Below are 17,712 nucleotides of genomic sequence, written 5' to 3' on the forward strand. Positions count from 1 at the left end.
AGAACCCGAGTGGATCAAGGCGCAACCCGGTAGGGCGGGTAGGGCGGCGAGTCGCGCCGGTTCTCTTCGCGGGCCGGGTCGGCCAGCCTCGCGAGCCGGACCGCCAGCAGCAGGCCCGGCACGGTGGCCAGCCCGGCCAGCGCGACGGCCACCCAGGTCTGCCCGAGTGTGCCGTTCACCCAGCCGGCCAGCGGTAGCGAGGCCAGGATCACGGTGAGCAGCAGGTCACCCACGGCCAACCCGACCCAGTGTCCCGGAGCAAAGTTGAGCCACGCGACGAGAAGCAGCGCGCCCGCCGCCAGCGCGCCCAACGGCACGACCAGGAACAGCACCGTGACCACGACGCTCGTCGCGTCGACCCGGGGCCAGCTGGCATCCAGCACGAGTCCGGCCAGCACGATCGTGACGGCACCCGCGATCCCCCACCCGCGACCGCCGCCGCCCCGTCGGATCGCCAGATGACCGGCGAATACGGTGACCACGCAGCCGAGCAGCAACGCGAGCCCGAACGCGAGCCAGACGTCGACCCCGCGTTGGACCCGCCCGCCGTCGCGCAGCGGGGGCAGTTCGGGCGGACCAGTCGCGGACGGCTGCTCACCGAGGAACCCGGCGCGCCGCCACCCGCCGTCCGACAGGCGACGCAGGAAGCCGTCCCGACCGTTCGCGACCAGCACCTCGTGGCCGCCGCCCAGGTGTGGATAGACGACCAGTTCCCGGGAGGAGAAGTGACGGCGGGCGTCGCCGGGGGCCGGATAGCGCTGGGCCAACGCGTCGCGCCGCGGGTCCGGCACCTCCCAGGCAACCTGCCAGGTCACGCCGGCGTCGTCGCTCTGCTCCACCCGAAGGTGCCCCGGTATCACCCGGTAGCAGCGCCGTGGGTCTTCCGGCGCACACGCCCGCTGACGCGGGGAGTCCTGGCTGTTCAGCCGTCCCGTCTCGTCAACGGTGGCGTTGCGCCAGGTCACCGCCCCGTCGTTGCTGACCGCCCACTGGCCGTCGGCGGGGTCGTCCGGCCAGAACGACGCGTCTTCGGAGCCCTCGCCGACCGAGATCGCCGGACGGCCGTCAAGCATCGTCGTACCCAGCGCGTACGGAAACCAGGCCGCACTGGTGGCGGCCACCGCCAACACCGCCGGTGGCAGGACCACCAGCAACCGGACCAGCCGGGCCGTCCGGTGCCGCACGGGTCGCCTCCGCGCCCGCGTCCAGCTCCACCACGCCAGGCCGAGTGCCGGCAGCGTGAACAGGTCGGTCCGGTCGGCCCGGACCAGTGACGGTCCCGCCAGTGCGGTCCAGGCCGAGGAGGCCAGCTCAGCGGCGTACCCACTGGATTTGACCACCGCGAATCCGGCGCCCACCGCGACCAGGCCGACCAGCGCGGCCCTGCGGGCCGGCAGCCGCGGCGCCAGCAGCGTGAGCAGCACCGCGACCAGCGGCGGAGCGAGCACCAGGCCCGCCACGTCGCTCAGCTTGCCCGTCACCAGGCCCGGATACGCCGCCTTCCACAGCCGGTCGTTGAGGACCAGGAGGACGAGCGCGAGCAGAGTCGTCGGGTGGCAGAGCCAGGCCAGCGTCGTGGGTGCGCCATCACGTGCCTTCCCGGTCCCCGTCATTCCCTCAGGGTCCATTCGACCCGTCTCGAACCGGACACGAACCGGTCAGTGTGCGATACCGACCGTCAGCCCACGTCGGAGGAGTGCCCGGGGAACAGGTGCGCGCTCGGGTCGATGGCGACCGCCGCGTTGTTGACGGCCGTGGCGGCCTCGCCGAAGCCGGTGGCGATCAGGCGCACCTTGCCCGGGTACTCGGTGATGTCGCCGGCCGCGAAGACCCTCGGCAGGTTCGTCGCCATCGCGCTGTCCACCACGATGTGCCGGCGGTCGAGCCGGAGCCCCCATTCGGCGAGGGGGCCAAGGTCGGCGGTGAAGCCGAGGGCGGCGACAACCGTGTCCACCGGCAGGGTCTCGGCCGCGCCGCCGCGCACGGTCACCTCGGCGCCAGTCACCTCAGCGTCCCCGATCAGGCGGGTGACCTCGGCGTTCACGATCACCCGCACCGGCAGCGACAGCACCCGGGCGACCGTCGAGGCGTGCGCCCGGAACTTCTCCCGACGGTGCACGAGGGTCACCGAGCGGGCCAGCGGTTGCAGGGCCAGCGCCCAGTCGAAGGCCGAGTCGCCGCCGCCGACGATGAGCACGTCCCGGTCGGTCAGCTCGGCCGGGTCGGTCACGAAGTAGACGATGCCGGCACCGGGGGCGCCGTCGGCGCAGGGCAGCGGCCGTGGGCTGAAGCTGCCGAGCCCGCCGGTGACCACGACCGCGCCGCAGCCGAGCTGCTCACCGCCGGCCAGGCCGAGCACCGGCCGGTCATCGGTGTACGACAGCTTCTCGGCCCTCGTGCCGAGCAGGTACCGCGGAGCGAAGGGCGCCGCCTGGGCGACCAGGTTGGCGACCAGGTCACGACCCTTGACGGCGGGGAAGCCGGCCACGTCGAGGATCAGCTTCTCCGGGTACATGGCGGTGACCTGGCCGCCCGGCTCCGGAAGGGCGTCGATCACCGCCACGGACAGGCCCCGGAACCCGGCGTAGTACGCGGCGAAGAGGCCGGCGGGACCGGCTCCGATCACGGCGACATCGACCTCGCGCATGGCGTACCGTCGCTTTCCGCTCGCGGATCAACGCGTGCTGATCTCGACGGTAGGCGGGGCGCGGCGGTCGGGCAAGCATGTCCCAGGGGCGCGCCGACAAGCAGGTCAGGGCAGGCTGAGGGTGGATCCCGAGTAGTCCGGACCGTCCACCGTGGGTCGGCGGCGGCGGAACAGGATCGCGGCCACCACGCCGCCGAGCAACCCGAACAGGTGCCCCTGCCAGGAGATCCGCTCGTCGGTGGGGAGGATGCCGACGAGCTGCCAGCCGTAGAGCAGGCCGACGAGCAGGAAGACGGCGAAGTTCCACCAACTGCGCTCGACGATGCCGCGGGTGAGCAGGATGCCCAGGTAGCCGAAGATCACCCCGCTCGCGCCGACCACCACCGAGTTGGGTGAGCCGGTGAACCAGACCCCGAGGCCGGAGACCAGGATGATGACCAGGGTCGACCACAGGAACCGCCGGGCGCCGGCGGCCAGCACGAAGGTGCCCAGCAGGATCAGCGGGATGCTGTTGCTGTAGAGGTGGTCGAAGCCGTGGTGCAGGAACGGCGAGAAGAAGACACCGTCGAGGCCGTCGATGCGGTGCGGGATGATGCCGGCGGTCGCGTCCAGGCCGAACGCGAGCCCCTGGTCGATCGCCTCGATGAGGAAGAGGAACGGGACCACCGCGCACATGGCGACGAAGGCCCGGCCGAGGGCGGCGTAGAACGCCTCGGTGCCGAACCGGAACGGGTCGCCGCTTGGCGGATGCAGGCTCACCCCCCAACTGCTATCAGCAAAAGGGGCCGACCGCCACTCACGTCCTGACCGGGGTTACGCGCGACGGCGGGGCGGGTGGTCGCCCACCCGCCCCGCCGTCGTACGTCGTCAGTAGTGGTTGTTGTTCTGGAAGTAGGTCCAGGCGCCACAGGGCGTCTTGTACTTGCCCTTGATGTAGCCCAGGCCCCAGATGATCTGGGTGGCCGGGTTGGTGCGCCAGTCGTCGGCGACCGTGCCCATCTTGCTGCCCGGCAGTGACTGCGGAATGCCGTACGCGCCGATGGGGTTGGCGGCCTTGTGGTTCCAGCCGCTCTCCTTGGTCCAGAGCTTCTCGAGGCAGGGGAACTCGGCGATGCCGAAGCCCTTCTCGAGCATCAGCGCACAACCGATCTTGCGGTTGCCGCTGTACTCGGCGCAGGAGGCCGGGATCGGCCCGTCGTACGGCTTGGCGGCCTTCTCCGCCTCTTCCCGCTCGCGCTTGCGCGACGCGGCGGCGGCCTCGGCCCTGCGGGCCCGCTCAGCGGCCTCCTTGGCCGCCTGGGCCGCCCGCAGCTTGGCCTGGTACTCGGCGGCCCGCTGCCGCGCGAACGCGACCTGGTGGCTGGCCTGGCGCTCGCGCTGGTAGGCGAAGTCGACGCGGTCGACCTCGACGCCGACCTGCGCGGTCAGGCCCTGCTGCTGAGTTTCCCGGTCTTCGCCCAGGTAGAAGCCACCGGCGACGCCCACGGAGAGCAACGCGACAGCGGCCGTACGGGCACCCAACCGGCTCCACAGCCGACTCACGAAGTGGTCCCTTCGTCGGGGGCAAGGACACGGCGCGGCGCCGGGCCACGTCAGCCCTCAGCCGTGCCGTGAGCGCCCCGACCGGTGAGCCGGTCGCGCCGACGCACCGATCGCCACTGATGCCGCCCTGACCTCGGGCGAGCGATCACCGACGATGCCTGTGGTGCGTGGGCGCTCGTGGGACACCATCGCGCACAGTGAGGCACATGGGAAACCGACCGCGCCGTTTGTGATCTGCGCCACACTTAGAATAGGGACGAAATGCTACAAAACCCCCATCACTGCGGGATGTCCTCGAGAAGATCGGTCACCATGGCGGCGATCGGCGACCGCTCCGAACGGCTGAGCGTGACGTGGGCGAAGAGCGGATGGCCCTTCAACGCCTCGATCACCGCGGTCACACCGTCGTGCCGGCCGACCCGCAGATTGTCCCGCTGGGCCACGTCGTGGGTGAGCACCACCCGGGACCCCTGCCCGATCCGGGACAGCACGGTGAGCAGCACCCCGCGCTCCAACGACTGGGCCTCGTCCACGATCACGTAGGCGTCGTGCAGGCTGCGCCCCCGGATGTGGGTCAGCGGCAGCACCTCGAGGATGCCCCGCGAGGTGACCTCCTCCAGCACGTTCTCGTGCACGACCGCGCCGAGCGTGTCGAAGACCGCCTGCGCCCAGGGCGACATCTTCTCCGACTCCGACCCGGGCAGATAGCCCAGCTCCTGACCACCGACGGCGTAGAGCGGGCGGAAGACGATCACCTTCTTGTGCCGGCGACGCTCCATCACGGCCTCCAGGCCGGCGCAGAGCGCCAACGCCGACTTGCCGGTGCCGGCCCGGCCGCCCAGCGAGACGATCCCGATCGTCTCGTCGAGCAGCAGGTCGAGGGCGATTCGCTGCTCGGCCGAGCGGCCGTGCAGCCCGAACGCCTCACGGTCGCCCCGGACCAGGCGGACCGACTTGTCGGGCAGCACCCGCCCGAGCGCCGAGCCGCGCGCCGAGTGCAGCACCAGCCCGGTGTGGCAGGGCAGCCCGGCCGCCTCGTCCAGGTCGAGCGTCTCGCCCGCGTACAACTGGCCGATCTGCTCCTCGCCCAGCTCCATCTCCGACATGCCGGTCCAGGTCGGGTCGCTGGCCTGACCGTGGCGGTACTCGTCGGCGCGCAGACCCACCGAGGCGGCCTTGACCCGCAGCGGCATGTCCTTGCTGACCAGCGTGACGTCCCGCCCCTCGGCGGCGAGGTTGAGCGCCACCGACAGGATCCGGGCGTCGTTGCTCTCGGTGCGGAACCCGGGGGGCAGTACGCCGTCGTCGGTGTGGTTCAGCTCCACCCGCAGCGTCCCGCCCGCGTCGTTGGCGGGTACCGGTCGGTCGAGGCGGCCGTGCCGGATGCGCAGTTCGTCGAGCATCCGCAACGACTGCCGGGCGAACCAGCCCAGCTCCGGATGGTGCCGCTTGCCCTCCAACTCGGTGATGACCACCAGTGGCAGCACCACCTCGTGCTCGGCGAAGCGGTGGAACGCCGCCGGGTCGGACAGCAGCACGGAGGTGTCGAGAACGAAGGCCTGCCCCGCTGGTCGGGGCTCCTTGTTCTCGGCCGGCGCGGCGTCCGCCGCACGGCGGCTCCGGGCGGCGCGGCGGGTCGTGGCAGTCGCGGCCGGGGTCTGGTCGGCACCGGCGGTGGTACGGCGAGTCGTCACAGGCCTGCTCCGACGGATGGGCACCCGGCCACCCGTTTTCCGCCTCGTCCGGTGCCCGGAGGGGTCGGATGCGGAACCCCGTGCGCGAGGTCGCAGATCCGGGTGGACCGGCTGGCTCGGGAGAACCCCGCGCCATGCCTAGACGCTAGCGGCGCAGGACCGTCCCGGCTAGGGGCGATCGTGGATCTCTGGAGACGGCCGTGTGAACAGCGCCGGACCGACGAGCCGGCGCGGGACGACGCGCGACGTGCGGCACCGTGGCGGCCGGGCGCGGCGAGCCGGCCGGGATGCATGCCCCCTGCGCGCATCCCGGCCGGCGGGGCCGCCGCCACCGGTCTGACGTGGCCCCGACGGTGCGTGTCCGCCGCGGACGACGCACCGCGTTCCCGCGTGCCGGTCGGCGGGACGCTCGGAGGCGACCCGCCAGCCGGCTCAGCCGGTTCGTCGAACGAGCGTGCCGGTCGGGTGCCGCCCGGTGATCGGGGCAGCCGGCGCGGTGAACGACGAGCCGGTGTAGGTGGTGCCGGGGCGGGTCACCGCGTCGGGGCGGACGACCGTGCCGGCGGAGCGGACGGCCCCCGGGGAGGAGACCGACAACGCGGAGGCGATCGCCGCCTGGGCGTCGCGACGGCGGCGGTTCCAGGCGCCCCGGTCCCCGTCGAAGTAACCCTGGCGGTAACCGAAGCGATAGCCGATGCGGTAGCTGAGCTGGCCGTGCAGGCGACCGGCGGCGTAGCTGGTGGCACCGAGCACCAGGACGAGGAAGACCACGAGGAACGGGCTCATCGGGCGCCCCCCGCCCGGCCCGGACGCCGGCTCATCGCTCCTCCGGCTCGACCGTGGTGGGGTCGGCCGTGGGGTCCGCGACCAGCAGCCGGTCCAGGTCGTCGGTGCTGACCTCCTCGACCAGCTCGACGGTGATCCGACAGCCGTCCAGCACGACCTCGGCGACCGAGGATCGACGGATCTCCCCGCCGGCGTCGTAGACCCGGACGCTCAACTCGGGGCAGCCGAGGTGGGTACGCCAGGCGTTCCACTCGGTGCGGTCGCCGACGCTCAGCGACAGGTATCGGCAACCTCGGGCAAGGTAGAGGCGCCACGGGGCACTCAGCCCCGCTGCCACTCCCTCGGCGATCAGCCCGAAGGCCTGGGCTCGGGTGGCGAGCTCGGTCACCACACCCCCTCGGCACCGGGGGCGTGACGCATGTGAGCACCAGTCGTCTCATGCACGTGACACACCGTAGATTGTCCCATGAGCGTGACAGTATCAGCTTTTCGTCCCCTTACATTCGCCACGACGGGCATCTATTCTGCCCGGGTGACACCCCTCGAAAGCGGCGCTGGATCGTTGGTTACGAATCCGAGAGTGCCGTCACGTCCGCGTGACAGCAGCGTGCCTGGGCAAACATCCGCTGACGGCTGGTCGTACCGTCACGGGGTGACCGAGACGGCCAACGCGCGAAAAATCGCCTTCGCCACCTTCGTTCGGCGCGCCCTCGACGAGGCGCGGGCCACGCGCGCCTGGAGCGGCACCGAGGTGTCCCGGCGTACCGGCGTCTCCCGGCAGACCATCAACCGGTGGGTCCGTGGCGACTGGGCCAGCGACCCCGAGGCCGAACGGGTGGTCGCCTTCTGCGAGGGCCTGGGGCTGAACCCCGCCGCCGCCTTCGCCGCGCTGGGTTGGGACCGCACCGCCAGCGGCCCGCGCGCCGGACAGCCGGCCCCTCCGATGGACCCGGACGTGGAGGCCCTGCTGCGCCGCCTGGTCGACCCGAACGTGTCGGACGCGGAGAAGTTCCACATCCGCGAAACCATTAGATACCTCGCATACCGCCCAACGCTGCCGGTCGATGTCCGAAATAGAGGCAATCAAGCCGGGTAGTTCCTCAGATGGCGAAAGAACGCCTGGTCAGGTTCATTCGTTTCGCTCCGGGGCAGGAACGGGCACGCTAGCGTCCCTATTCGTACTGCTTGGGCTCGTCATCGGCGGGGGGACGGGACAAGGCCGAACCTAGCCCTGCGGGACAGAAGGAGGGGTCTGTCCATGACCCTGAAGTGGTGGGGAGTCGTGGTCGCCACGGTGTCGATGACACTGTGGGCGACCGGCAACGTGGTGACCCTCGCGGTCAACGGTGGGCAGCTGCCGCTGCTCGTCAACCTTCTCGCGCTCACCAGCGCCGGTACGGCGGTCATCCTGGCCGTCGTCGCGGAACTGCACGAGCGGCTCAACGACCGGCTCAGCGCGCTCACCGAGTTCCTGGTGGCACGCCTCAACGAAATCGAGACCCACACCGGGGATCGAAACACCGGGTTCGTGGAGGGCTACCTGCTCAGCCACGGACAGGAGGCGGCGGTGGTGCCGTTCGGACGCCGTGGACGAGGAGCCGCCGAACGCTGACCGAGCGCCGCCGGGTGGGTCCGCTCGGCCAGGAATGAGCCTCCAACGCCGGGGTACGCTGACGCGCGTGCCGCCGTTGAATCTGGGCAACCACCAGCCGAGGACCCCGTTGAACGCCGACCAGGCTTGGCAGATAACCGCCGGCCGGGCCGGTGGGACCGTGCTCTTCTTCGACTTCGACGGCACCCTCGCGCCCGTCGACGACGATCCGACGGCGGTCCGTCCCGCGCCGAACGCGCTCGCCGCGATCGAGGCGCTGGCCCCGGTGGTGCGGCGGATCGCGATCGTCTCCGCGCGGCCCGTCGAGTTCCTCCGCGACCGCCTCGGTGAGCTGAGCGGCGTGGACCTGTACGGCCTCTACGGCCTGGAGCACAGCCACTCCGGTGGTGAGACCGTCACCGAGCCCACCGCCCTGCCCTGGGTGCCCACCATGGCCGAGTTGGCCGACCTGGCGCGCGAGGAGCTGCCACCCGGCGCCCTCGTCGAGTTCAAGCGGCTCTCCGTCGCGCTGCACTGGCGTACGGCCCCGCAGCTCGGTGCGACGGTGCAGCAGTGGGGTCAGGCGCAGGCCGACCGCCTGGGGCTGCGGGTGCAGGCCGGTCGGATGGTGCTGGAGCTCAAGCCACCGGTCGACCGGGACAAGGGGATGGTGATCGGCGAGGTGGTCCAGAGCGCCAGCGGCGCCTGGTACTTCGGCGACGACGTCTCCGACATCAAGGCGTTCGCGGCGCTACGCGCCCGCGCCGAGGGCGACCCGGACTTCTTCGGTGTCTGTGTGGCCGTGGCCAACCCGGAGACCGGCCAGGAGGTGGCCGACGCGGCCGACCTGACCATCGAGTCACCGGCCGCGCTGGGGGACTTCCTGACCCGGGCCCTGGACCAGCTCCCCTGAGGCCGTCAAGCGCCGTAGCGGCGCTGGCGGGTGGCGTACGAGCGCAGCGCCCGCAGGAAGTCGATGTGCCGGAAATCCGGCCAGTTCAGCTCGCAGAAGTAGAACTCCGAGTGCGCGGACTGCCACAGCATGAACCCGGACAGTCGCTGCTCCCCACTCGTACGGATGACCAGGTCGGGGTCGGGCTGGCCACGGGTATAGAGGTGTTCGGCGATGTGCTCGACGTCCAGCACCTCGGCCAACTCCTCGAGGGTGCCGCCGGATGCGGCGTGCTCCAGCAGCAGCGAGCGGACGGCATCGGTGATCTCCCGCCGGCCGCCGTAGCCGACCGCGATGTTGACCTCCGCGCCGCCGCTGCGGTCCCGGGTACGCTCCTCGGCGCCCTTGAGCGCCGCGGCGGTCTGGGCGGGCAGCAGGTCGAGCGCGCCGACGATGCGCAGCCGCCAGGGGTTGCCCTCCTCCGCCAGCTCCACCACCAGGTCCTCGATGATCTGCAGCAGCGGGTCCAGTTCGCTGGCAGGGCGGCGCAGGTTGTCGGTGGCGAGCAGGTAGAGCGTGACGTGGCCGATACCGGCCTGGTCACACCACCCGAGGACATGCTTGATCTTCGCCGCGCCGACCCGGTGCCCGTCGTTCGGGTCGACGTAGCCCATCTCGCGGGCCCACCGGCGGTTGCCGTCGCACATCACCCCGACGTGCCGGGGCACCGGCTTGCCCGCGAGCTTCGCGGTGAGCCGGCGCTCGTACACGGAGTAGATAAGGTTCCGCAGCGTCATCACCTAGCAGCGTAGCGACCCGCCCGCCGGATCACCCCTTCGGAGGGCGATCCCCGCCGGACAGTTCGATGCCGATCATGCCCAGCGTACGGGCGGTGAGCCGCCCGTCGCCAAGCCCCAACTCGACCACGTCGTCGAACACCCGGTCGTCCCGACGGGCCGCCCGGACCGCGGCGTCGACCACTCGTCGCCGCCGCGCCAACCAGGCGGCCACCGAGCTGTGGCGCAGGTGTGTGCCGAGGCGACGACGCAGACCCGCAGCGTAGCGGCGGGCCGCCGCCTCCGGTTCCCGAGCCGCAGCGGCCCCGGCCAACGCTCCGGAGAGCAGCGCGTAGAAGATGCCCTCCCCGGTGAACGGATTGATCAGCGACAGGGCGTCGCCGGCCAGCAGGGTGCGGTCCCGACCCGGCGCCGGCCGGTGCGTGGACAGCGGCAGGTGGTGGGCGCGCAACGCGGTCACCGTCGACAGGTCGGTGCCGGGCAGCAGCGCGGCCAGTCGATCCAGCAGGTAGGCGCGGCTCAGCGGCTCGCCGCGCAGCACCTCCCCGTACCCGACGTTCGCCCGCCCGTCGCCGATCGGAAACGACCAGGCGTACGCCGGCCAGCGCGCCTTGGAGGTCACGATGAGCTGCTCGGGTGGGCCGGGCAGCGCGGGCGCGTACCCACGGATGGCCAGCGCGAGGTGCCGGTCGGGGTTGACGGGGTGGCCGAGGGCCCGGCGCACCACCGACCCGGCGCCGTCCGCGCCCACCACCACCCGGCCGGACAGCTCTCCGTCGAGCACCACCCGGTCGCCACGCGGCTGGACCCGGCGGACGCTGTGCCGACGCAACTGCGCGCCGGCGGCCACCGCCGCGGCCACCAGCCGCGCGTCGAAGACCTCCCGGGGCACGGTGTACGCCGGCCGGGGCAGCGCCCGAGCCACCGCCTGGCCGCCCGGAGCGACCATCCGCAGCGCGGGCAGCGGGGCGTACCCGGCCACCGCCTCGGTCACGCCCAACTCGTTGAGGACGTCCACCGAGTGCGCAGCGATCCCGTCGCCGCACGCCTTGTCCCGAGGAAAATCGGCACGGTCCAGCAGCAACACGCTGGCACCCGCCCGGCGGGCCGTCAGGGCGGCGGCCGCCCCGGCCGGCCCGGCACCGACCACCACCACGTCGAACTCGTCGCTCACCGCGCGCCTCCCTCCGACCGGGGCGGCACGGCTCGTACCCGTCCCGCCCGGCGATCACCTGGGCCGTCGACACCGGCCACGGTGACCGACGTCACCCGTCATCCTGCCCCCTGACCGCCCGCCCACACGGCCGCCGCTCTGCCGCCCGCCCACACGGCTGCCGCTCTGCCGCCCGCCCACACGGCTGCCGCTCTGGCGCCCGCCCACACGGCTGCCGCTCTGGCGCCCGCCCACACGGCTGCCGCTCTGCTGCACCGCTGCCGCCCGCCCAGCCGCCCGCTGCCACCCAGACGGCCGCCGCCCGCCCACACTGCTGCCGCCCGCCCACACTGCTGCCGCCCGCCACACACCGCTGCCGCCCGCCCACGCGGCTGCCGCTCTGCCGCCTGCCCGCCGACGCGTGGACCGGCGGATCGGCTCCGGCACCCGTGCCGTCTACTGCGCTGCCTGTCGAGCTGCCCCATAGATGGGGCAGGGGCTCCGATGGCTCGACGGCGCGCTGCCGCCGAGGCTAAGCCGCACCGCCGGCGACCCATATCCGGGGCAACTCGACAGGGCTCACACCAACCCCGCCAGCCCCGCGCCTCCGATGGCTCGACGGCGCGCTGCCGCCAGGGCTAAGCGAGCGCCGCCGGCGGCCCATATTTGGGGCAACTCGACAGGGCTCGCACCAACCCCGCCAGCCCGACCGGCCAGCCCCACCGACCGGCCAGCCCCACCGACCGCTTCGCCGGCACGCGCGCAGGCTCTCAGGCGGGGATGGCCGCGTCGGATGCCCGCGCCGCCCGGCGTAGGCCGTAGAGGGCCAGGGCCGCGGCGGCCACCAGCGGGGCGCCGTCGCGGATCAGGCCGTCCAGGCCCAGCAGCCACCAGCACAGCGGCAGGTCCACCGCGAGTACGCCCAGCGTGACGACGATCAGCAGGCCCCGCGCCCAGTCCTTGCCGCGCATCAGGAACGCGGTGCAGAACAGCACGGCGTAGCTGGCCGCGATGCCGGCGCCGAACCAGAACAGCACGGCCGGCACGGCGGAGAGGCGATTGTCCAGGATGGCACCCCCGGCCACCAGCGCCGGCACCAGCATCAGCGGGCTGTAGGTGAACGCCGCCACGCGGCTGGTCAACAACCACGCGCTCGCCTGCGGCCGACGCGGCGGCGTCTCCCGCCACGAGATGCCGGTCTTGTCGATGACCAGTCGGGGCCGGTGCCGAACCAGGTGCCCGGCGAGCGCCGACGAGCGGTAGAGCAGCCAGACCACCGCCACACACAGCGCGCTGAGCGCGGCGAAGCCGAGCAGTCCCGGCAGCGGCGGCACTCCCTGCCGGGGCACGATCAGCCGGCCAACGGCGAAGATCGTGGTGACCGCGAGGATCAACCCGAACGGGCGGGCCACCGTCCGGCCCCTGCGCACGTGCCCGATCAGCAGCAGAAAGCCGAACGAGCGCAGCATGGCCCAGCCGGTGCGTACGGCCAGACCGAAGCCCTGCTCCGGGGCGTACCACCAGTTGAGCAGCTCGACCACGACGGTGGCCGCCGCTGTCGTCGCGAGCAGGAGGGTGAGCGCGCGGACGGCGGACGGCCGCCGGACCTCGGTCTCGGCGGCCGTCCTCATGGGATCCGTTGTTGCCCGCGGCGGGCGATGTTCACACCTGGCGCTGGGGCTGTACCGCGTCCAGTCGGGCGCGCAGCGCGTCCAATTCGGCCCACAGCACGCCGGGCAGCTTGTCACCGAACTTCTCGAACCACTCGGTGATCATCGGCAGCTCGTTGCGCCACTCGTCCGGGTCGACCTTCAGCGCGATCCGGACGTCCTCCGGGGTCATGTCCAGTCCCTCGACGTCGAGCGCGTCCTGCGCCGGGACCATGCCCACCGGGGTCTCGACCGCGTCGGCCGTGCCCTCGATCCGCTCGACGATCCACTTGAGCACCCGGGAGTTCTCGCCGAAGCCCGGCCACAGGAACGAGCCGTCCGGATCCTTGCGGAACCAGTTGACGTAGTAGATCTTCGGCAGCTTGGCCTCGTCGCCGTCGGCGCCCTTGCCCATCTCGATCCAGTGCCGGAAGTAGTCGCCCGCGTGGTAGCCGATGAAGGGCAGCATGGCCATCGGGTCGCGGCGGACCACACCCACCGCGCCGGACGCGGCGGCCGTCGTCTCGGACGAGAGCGTCGCGCCCATGTAGACGCCGTGCACCCAGTCGCGAGCCTCGGTCACCAGCGGAATGGTGTCCTTGCGGCGGCCACCGAAGAGGATCGCGTCGATCGGTACGCCGTTCGGGTCGAAGTACTCGTCGGCGAGGATGGGGCACTGCGTGATCGGGGTGCAGAACCGGCTGTTCGCGTGCGAGGAGAGGCTGTCGCTCTCCGGCGTCCAGTCGTTGCCCTTCCAGTCGATCAGGTGCGCCGGGGGCTCCCCCATGCCCTCCCACCAGACGTCCCCGTCGTCGGTGAGGCCCACGTTGGTGAAGACCGAGTTGCCGCGGTCCAGCGTGCGCATGGCGTTGGCGTTGGTCTTCCAGTCGGTGCCGGGCGCGACGCCGAAGAGGCCGTACTCCGGGTTCACCGCGTAGAGCCGGCCGTCCGGGCCGAACCGCATCCAGGCGATGTCGTCGCCGATGGTCTCGACCTTCCAGCCCGGGATGGTCGGCTCCACCATAGCCAGGTTGGTCTTGCCGCAGGCGGACGGGAAGGCCCCGGCGATGTGGTGGACCTTGCCCTCCGGCGAGGTGATCTTGAGGATGAGCATGTGCTCGGCGAGCCAGCCCTCGTCCCGGCCCATCACGCTGGCGATACGCAGCGAGTAGCACTTCTTGCCGAGCAGCGAGTTGCCGCCGTACCCGGAGCCGTACGACCAGATCTCGCGGGTCTCCGGGAAGTGCGAGATGTACTTGGTCTCGTTGCAGGGCCACGGCACGTCCTGCTGGCCCGGAGCGAGCGGGGCGCCGATCGAGTGCAGCGCGTGCACGAAGTCCGCGTCGTCGCCCATCGCCTCGAGGATCGCCGCGCCCATCCGGGTCATGATGCGCATCGACGCCACCACGTACGGGCTGTCGGTGATCTCGACACCGAACATCGGGCTCTCGGCCTCGACCGGGCCCATCACGAACGGGATGACGTACATGGTGCGACCGCGCATCGAGCCGCGGTACAGCTCGGTCATCGTCCGCTTCATCTCGGCCGGCGCCATCCAGTTGTTGGTGGGGCCGGCGTCCGCCTCGTCGACAGAGCAGATGTAGGTGCGCTCCTCGACCCGCGCGACGTCGGACGGGTCGGTGCGCGCGTAGAACGAGTTCGGCTTCTTCTCCGGGTTCAACCGGATGAGGGTGCCGGCCTCGACCAGCTCATCGGTGAGGCGGCGCCACTCCTCGTCGGACCCGTCCACCCACACGACCCGGTCGGGGGTGGTCAGTTCCGCGACCTCACGGACCCAGGCAAGCAGTTTCGGATGGGACGTCGGGGCCTGATCGATACCCCGCACTACAGCCGGAGCAACCATGACACATCTCCTTGTGGTCGACGCTGACCGATCTATGGGATGCACGAGTCTCAGCGACGCGAAGCGCCGCCTTCGTGGAAACCTGGGATTGGGCTCAGCGTAAACCGGGCAGCCTTCCGAGTCAGTGGGACTGGTTGTGAAGAACTGCACAAGGTACGGCCACGCTGCGGCATCACGATCTGATACCCGCTTTCCTGCGCAGTTTCACGCAAATCTTGTTGTGCACCCCCGGTCGACGCGTGTTGCGGTCGGGCCGTCAACCCACCCTGCCGACCGGTTCGCGGATTCCCGTTCCGAGCCGCGTCAGTCCTCCCTTCTGGTTACGCTGCGTTCAACGGCGGCACACCGACTGACAGGGCCGCCATAGGCGACGATGTCCCCCTCGCCGTTGCTCCCCCGCCGACACGTCCACAGCCGGTAGGCTCGCCCCGTGGCCGCCACGATGACCGGGGAGCAACCGGGCCCCCGGCAGACCCGACCGGGTCTGGTCCGCGCACTGCTCGACCGTTTCGGTCACCTCGTGCGCGAGTTGAGCAAGTTCGCCACGGTGGGCGGGATTGCCTTCCTCGTCGACTTCGCGCTCTTCAACTACCTGACGACCGCGCGCGGCATGGAGCAGGTGACGGCGAAGACGATCTCGACCGTGATCGCTGCGACCTTCGCCTTCCTGGGCAACCGCTTCTGGACCTGGCGGCACCGCCAACGCAGCAACCCGGCGCGGGAGTACGCGCTGTTCTTCTTCTTCAACGCTGTCGGCCTGGGGATCGCGGTGGGCTGCCTCGCGATCAGCCGGTACGGGCTCGGCAGCATCTGGCCGGCGGTGTTCCAGACGCAGCTCGCCGACAACATCGCCAGCTTCGTCGTGGGCACCGGCCTCGGGACGCTGTTCCGATTCTGGTCCTACCGGCGGTTCGTCTTCGTCGAAGCGGGAACACCGGTCGTTCCGCAGGTGGAGCACGACCGGGATCACGGGGCGTGACCTGCCGCCCACCTCGTCCGGCCGGTGATCGCCGGCTTCACCGACTGCCCTAAGGTGTTTCGCATGCGTCTTGTCCGTCTGCTGCCTGAGCGCTGGCAGAAGTTCATCCACGAGGCGCTCAAATTCGGCATCGTCGGCGGTGTGAACACCGTCATCAATTACGCCGTGTTCAATGTCCTTGCACTTACCGTTTTCGTCAACGGTCAGTTGAAGGCGAACGTGATCGCGACCCTCGTCGCGACGATCACGTCGTACCTGATGAATCGTCACTGGACGTACCGGGATCGCCCGAAATCGGCGCTTCGCCGGGAGTACGTCCTGTTCTTCCTGTTCAACGGTGCCGGCCTGCTCATCGAACTGGGCGCGGTGGCCGCAGCCAAGTACGGCCTCGGCGTACACGGCCTGCTGGCGCTGAACGTGGCGAAGACCGCCGGTGTCCTGCTGGGCACCCTGTTCCGGTTCTGGTCGTACCGCACCTTCGTCTTCCAGCCCGTCGCACCGGCCGCGGACGCCACGAAGACCGAGCCCACCTGGCACGACATCCCGCGTGACGAGTGGGACACCATGGCCGAGATGGACCCGGTCGCCGAGCTGGCCGAATCGGTCTCCGAGCTGGAAGAGGCGCAGTCCGCCGACCGGCCCGGCCCGACACCCGGCCCGACCGGCGCCGCTCCCGTGCAGGGGCGGCCGATGACCGCCGACCTGGACGCGGAACTCGCCGCGGAGCTGCACGCCGGCACGCGTCGCGCACCCCGCCGGTGACGGCTCCCGCCCCCCGCTCCGGCACCGGAGCGGCCGCCGAGCTGTTCTTCGAGGACCTCGTTCCGGGGCTCACCGTCGACCTCGGGACGGTGACCGTGGACGGCGACGAGATGCGGGCCTTCGCCCGACGCTTCGACCCGCAGTGGTACCACGTCGACCAGGAGCTGGCCGAGGCCAGTCGGTACGGCGGGGTGATCGCCAGCGGCTTCTACACGGTCAGCCTGTTCATGCGGGCGTACGTCGATCACCTGCTGTCCCGCGCGGCGGCGGACGCCTCCCCCGGCCTGGAGGAGTTGCGGTGGCTCGCCCCGGTCCGGGCCGGTGACCGTCTCGCCGTCCGGGTCGACGTGATGGGCGCCCGCCCCTCGGACGCTCGCGCGGGGCTCGGCACCGTCATCCTCACCGGCACCATGCTCCGCCTCGGCCCGGACAACCAGCCCGAGCAGGAGGTGCTGCGGACCCGCTTCCGTGGCTGGTTCGCGCTACGGCCGGTCGAGACAGACCCCGAGGCCGGGCCGTCCTCGACCGATCCGGCTCCCGCTCCGCCAGAACAGGCTGGGGCAGAGCCGGCTGGAGTAGAGCCGGCTGCGGCGGAACAGGCTGCGGCAGGGCCGGCGGCGGCCGGGGCAGGTCAGCACACCTGACCACTCCGACCCGTCCTCGGGCCGGAGTGGTCAGCGCCGATCGGCTCAGCTCGTGGTGTCGCGCAACGGCTTGCCCTCGCGCATGTCGGCGAGGATGTCGCGCATCTCCCCGTCGCCCAGCGAGTGCTTGTCGTGCTGCGCCTCGACCAGCTCGTAGAGGGTGGTCTGCACCCGGCCGACCCCCGGTACGTCCTTGAGCACCGACTGGCCGCGTTCGCCGGCGGACTCGATGGTGAGGGTGCCGCAGCCGAGCATCCGCTCGAAGAAGTGCTGGTTCATCGAGTGGTCGTTGATCCGGGTGAGCGGGAGGTCCCGCCGGTCCCGGGAGAACACACCCTGCTGCAACAGCACGCGCTCGTTGGTGAACAGGTAATGGGTGGTACGCCAGACCAGGAACGGCCACAGACCGAGCCAGAGGACCGCGACCAGGCCGATCGCGCCGATCACGGCCAACGCGATCGAACCGCCGGAACTCTCGGGCAGCAGGAGCACGCCGACCACCACGGCGGCGATGGCGAGGACCAGCACCAGGATCGGCCGGACCAGAGCCTTCCAGTGCGGGTGTAGGTGCAGCACGACGTGCTCGTCCTTCGTGAGCACGTCTTCGGGGAACGCCACGACAACCTCCAACGCCTTTTCTTTGACGCGCCGACCGTAATCCCCGAAGGCCACTCGGCGACATCCGCCACGCGGCCCCACCCGAGCTTCCGCG

At 71.3% G+C, this 17,712-nt stretch carries 18 protein-coding genes; 6 read left to right on the forward strand and 12 right to left on the reverse strand.

The features are described 5' to 3' along the window. Positions 1–14: 14 nt before the first annotated feature. The 7 genes from AB0J36_RS06370 to AB0J36_RS06400 all read right to left on the reverse strand — a co-directional run bounded on the left by AB0J36_RS06370 (position 15) and on the right by AB0J36_RS06400 (position 7,057). Positions 15–1,613: a hypothetical protein gene (locus tag AB0J36_RS06370; protein WP_357395928.1), complete on the reverse strand. Its 1,599-nt coding sequence runs from the start codon at positions 1,611–1,613 to the stop codon at positions 15–17. A gap of 65 nt (positions 1,614–1,678) precedes the next feature. Then, positions 1,679–2,647, reverse strand: coding sequence for an NAD(P)/FAD-dependent oxidoreductase (locus AB0J36_RS06375; protein WP_357130186.1), 969 nt, complete (start codon positions 2,645–2,647; stop codon positions 1,679–1,681). 105 nt (positions 2,648–2,752) lie between these two features. Beyond that, positions 2,753–3,406 (reverse strand): rhomboid family intramembrane serine protease, encoded by a 654-nt coding sequence (locus AB0J36_RS06380; protein ID WP_357130188.1) that lies wholly within the window; start codon positions 3,404–3,406, stop codon positions 2,753–2,755. A gap of 108 nt (positions 3,407–3,514) precedes the next feature. Further along, the gene (locus tag AB0J36_RS06385) at positions 3,515–4,189 is read right to left on the reverse strand and encodes a lytic transglycosylase domain-containing protein (RefSeq protein WP_357130192.1); all 675 of its coding nucleotides are present in this window, start codon (positions 4,187–4,189) and stop codon (positions 3,515–3,517) included. Positions 4,190–4,467: 278 nt separating this feature from the next. Then, positions 4,468–5,883: a PhoH family protein gene (locus AB0J36_RS06390; protein ID WP_357130195.1), complete on the reverse strand. Its 1,416-nt coding sequence runs from the start codon at positions 5,881–5,883 to the stop codon at positions 4,468–4,470. A 432-nt stretch (positions 5,884–6,315) separates the two neighbouring features. After that, positions 6,316–6,669: a hypothetical protein gene (locus tag AB0J36_RS06395; protein WP_357130198.1), complete on the reverse strand. Its 354-nt coding sequence runs from the start codon at positions 6,667–6,669 to the stop codon at positions 6,316–6,318. Positions 6,670–6,700: 31 nt separating this feature from the next. Continuing rightward, complete coding sequence (locus AB0J36_RS06400) at positions 6,701–7,057, reverse strand: hypothetical protein (protein ID WP_355048876.1); 357 nt, start codon at positions 7,055–7,057, stop codon at positions 6,701–6,703. Between the two features lie 264 nt (positions 7,058–7,321). On the opposite strand from AB0J36_RS06400, the gene AB0J36_RS06405 reads away from it, so the two are divergent. The 3 genes from AB0J36_RS06405 (at position 7,322) to otsB (ending at position 9,173) form a co-directional block, all read left to right on the forward strand. Further along, positions 7,322–7,765, forward strand: coding sequence for an XRE family transcriptional regulator (locus AB0J36_RS06405; protein ID WP_266248891.1), 444 nt, complete (start codon positions 7,322–7,324; stop codon positions 7,763–7,765). Between the two features lie 162 nt (positions 7,766–7,927). Next, on the forward strand, positions 7,928–8,281 hold the full coding sequence (locus tag AB0J36_RS06410; protein ID WP_357130202.1) for a hypothetical protein: 354 nt from the start codon (positions 7,928–7,930) through the stop codon (positions 8,279–8,281). A gap of 67 nt (positions 8,282–8,348) precedes the next feature. After that, a complete protein-coding gene (gene otsB, locus AB0J36_RS06415; RefSeq protein ID WP_357174995.1) occupies positions 8,349–9,173 on the forward strand; it encodes a trehalose-phosphatase in 825 nt (274 codons plus the stop codon). A 5-nt stretch (positions 9,174–9,178) separates the two neighbouring features. Here otsB and AB0J36_RS06420 read toward each other — a convergent pair whose 3' ends face one another. From AB0J36_RS06420 to AB0J36_RS06435, 4 genes are all read right to left on the reverse strand, one after another. After that, complete coding sequence (locus AB0J36_RS06420) at positions 9,179–9,949, reverse strand: isoprenyl transferase (protein ID WP_357130208.1); 771 nt, start codon at positions 9,947–9,949, stop codon at positions 9,179–9,181. A 31-nt stretch (positions 9,950–9,980) separates the two neighbouring features. After that, a complete protein-coding gene (locus tag AB0J36_RS06425; protein ID WP_357130211.1) occupies positions 9,981–11,123 on the reverse strand; it encodes a geranylgeranyl reductase family protein in 1,143 nt (380 codons plus the stop codon). Between the two features lie 749 nt (positions 11,124–11,872). Beyond that, entirely contained in the window at positions 11,873–12,733 is an 861-nt protein-coding gene (locus AB0J36_RS06430) for a hypothetical protein (RefSeq protein WP_357395908.1), read from the reverse strand. A 31-nt stretch (positions 12,734–12,764) separates the two neighbouring features. Further along, positions 12,765–14,615: a phosphoenolpyruvate carboxykinase (GTP) gene (locus tag AB0J36_RS06435; RefSeq protein WP_357130217.1), complete on the reverse strand. Its 1,851-nt coding sequence runs from the start codon at positions 14,613–14,615 to the stop codon at positions 12,765–12,767. A gap of 430 nt (positions 14,616–15,045) precedes the next feature. Between AB0J36_RS06435 and AB0J36_RS06440 the strand changes: the two genes are divergently transcribed. The 3 genes from AB0J36_RS06440 to AB0J36_RS06450 all read left to right on the forward strand — a co-directional run bounded on the left by AB0J36_RS06440 (position 15,046) and on the right by AB0J36_RS06450 (position 17,000). After that, the gene (locus AB0J36_RS06440) at positions 15,046–15,594 is read left to right on the forward strand and encodes a GtrA family protein (protein WP_357130220.1); all 549 of its coding nucleotides are present in this window, start codon (positions 15,046–15,048) and stop codon (positions 15,592–15,594) included. A 63-nt stretch (positions 15,595–15,657) separates the two neighbouring features. Then, positions 15,658–16,356, forward strand: a complete 699-nt coding sequence (locus tag AB0J36_RS06445; protein WP_357130419.1) for a GtrA family protein — start codon at positions 15,658–15,660, stop codon at positions 16,354–16,356. Then, a complete protein-coding gene (locus AB0J36_RS06450) occupies positions 16,353–17,000 on the forward strand; it encodes a MaoC/PaaZ C-terminal domain-containing protein (protein ID WP_357130223.1) in 648 nt (215 codons plus the stop codon). Before AB0J36_RS06445 ends, AB0J36_RS06450 begins: the two co-directional genes overlap by 4 nt. Before the next feature lie 45 nt (positions 17,001–17,045). On the opposite strand, the gene AB0J36_RS06455 is transcribed toward AB0J36_RS06450, so the two are convergent. Beyond that, the gene (locus tag AB0J36_RS06455; RefSeq protein ID WP_357130226.1) at positions 17,046–17,618 is read right to left on the reverse strand and encodes a PH domain-containing protein; all 573 of its coding nucleotides are present in this window, start codon (positions 17,616–17,618) and stop codon (positions 17,046–17,048) included. Between the last annotated feature and the right edge of the window lie 94 nt (positions 17,619–17,712).

Origin of the sequence: Micromonospora sp. NPDC049662 (assembly GCF_040675055.1) — a bacterium.
Classification (GTDB): domain Bacteria; phylum Actinomycetota; class Actinomycetes; order Mycobacteriales; family Micromonosporaceae; genus Micromonospora.

Excerpts from the sequence above, each read along its gene's own strand:
- AB0J36_RS06445 (WP_357130419.1), top strand. The coding sequence starts at position 15,658 with ATGCGTCTTGTCCGTCTGCTGCCTGAGCGCTGGCAGAAGTTCATCCAC.
- AB0J36_RS06410 (WP_357130202.1), top strand. The coding sequence starts at position 7,928 with ATGACCCTGAAGTGGTGGGGAGTCGTGGTCGCCACGGTGTCGATGACA.
- AB0J36_RS06420 (WP_357130208.1), bottom strand. The coding sequence starts at position 9,949 with ATGACGCTGCGGAACCTTATCTACTCCGTGTACGAGCGCCGGCTCACC.
- AB0J36_RS06375 (WP_357130186.1), bottom strand. The coding sequence starts at position 2,647 with ATGCGCGAGGTCGATGTCGCCGTGATCGGAGCCGGTCCCGCCGGCCTC.
- AB0J36_RS06435 (WP_357130217.1), bottom strand. The coding sequence starts at position 14,615 with ATGGTTGCTCCGGCTGTAGTGCGGGGTATCGATCAGGCCCCGACGTCC.
- AB0J36_RS06395 (WP_357130198.1), bottom strand. The coding sequence starts at position 6,669 with ATGAGCCCGTTCCTCGTGGTCTTCCTCGTCCTGGTGCTCGGTGCCACC.
- AB0J36_RS06430 (WP_357395908.1), bottom strand. The coding sequence starts at position 12,733 with ATGAGGACGGCCGCCGAGACCGAGGTCCGGCGGCCGTCCGCCGTCCGC.
- AB0J36_RS06370 (WP_357395928.1), bottom strand. The coding sequence starts at position 1,613 with ATGACGGGGACCGGGAAGGCACGTGATGGCGCACCCACGACGCTGGCC.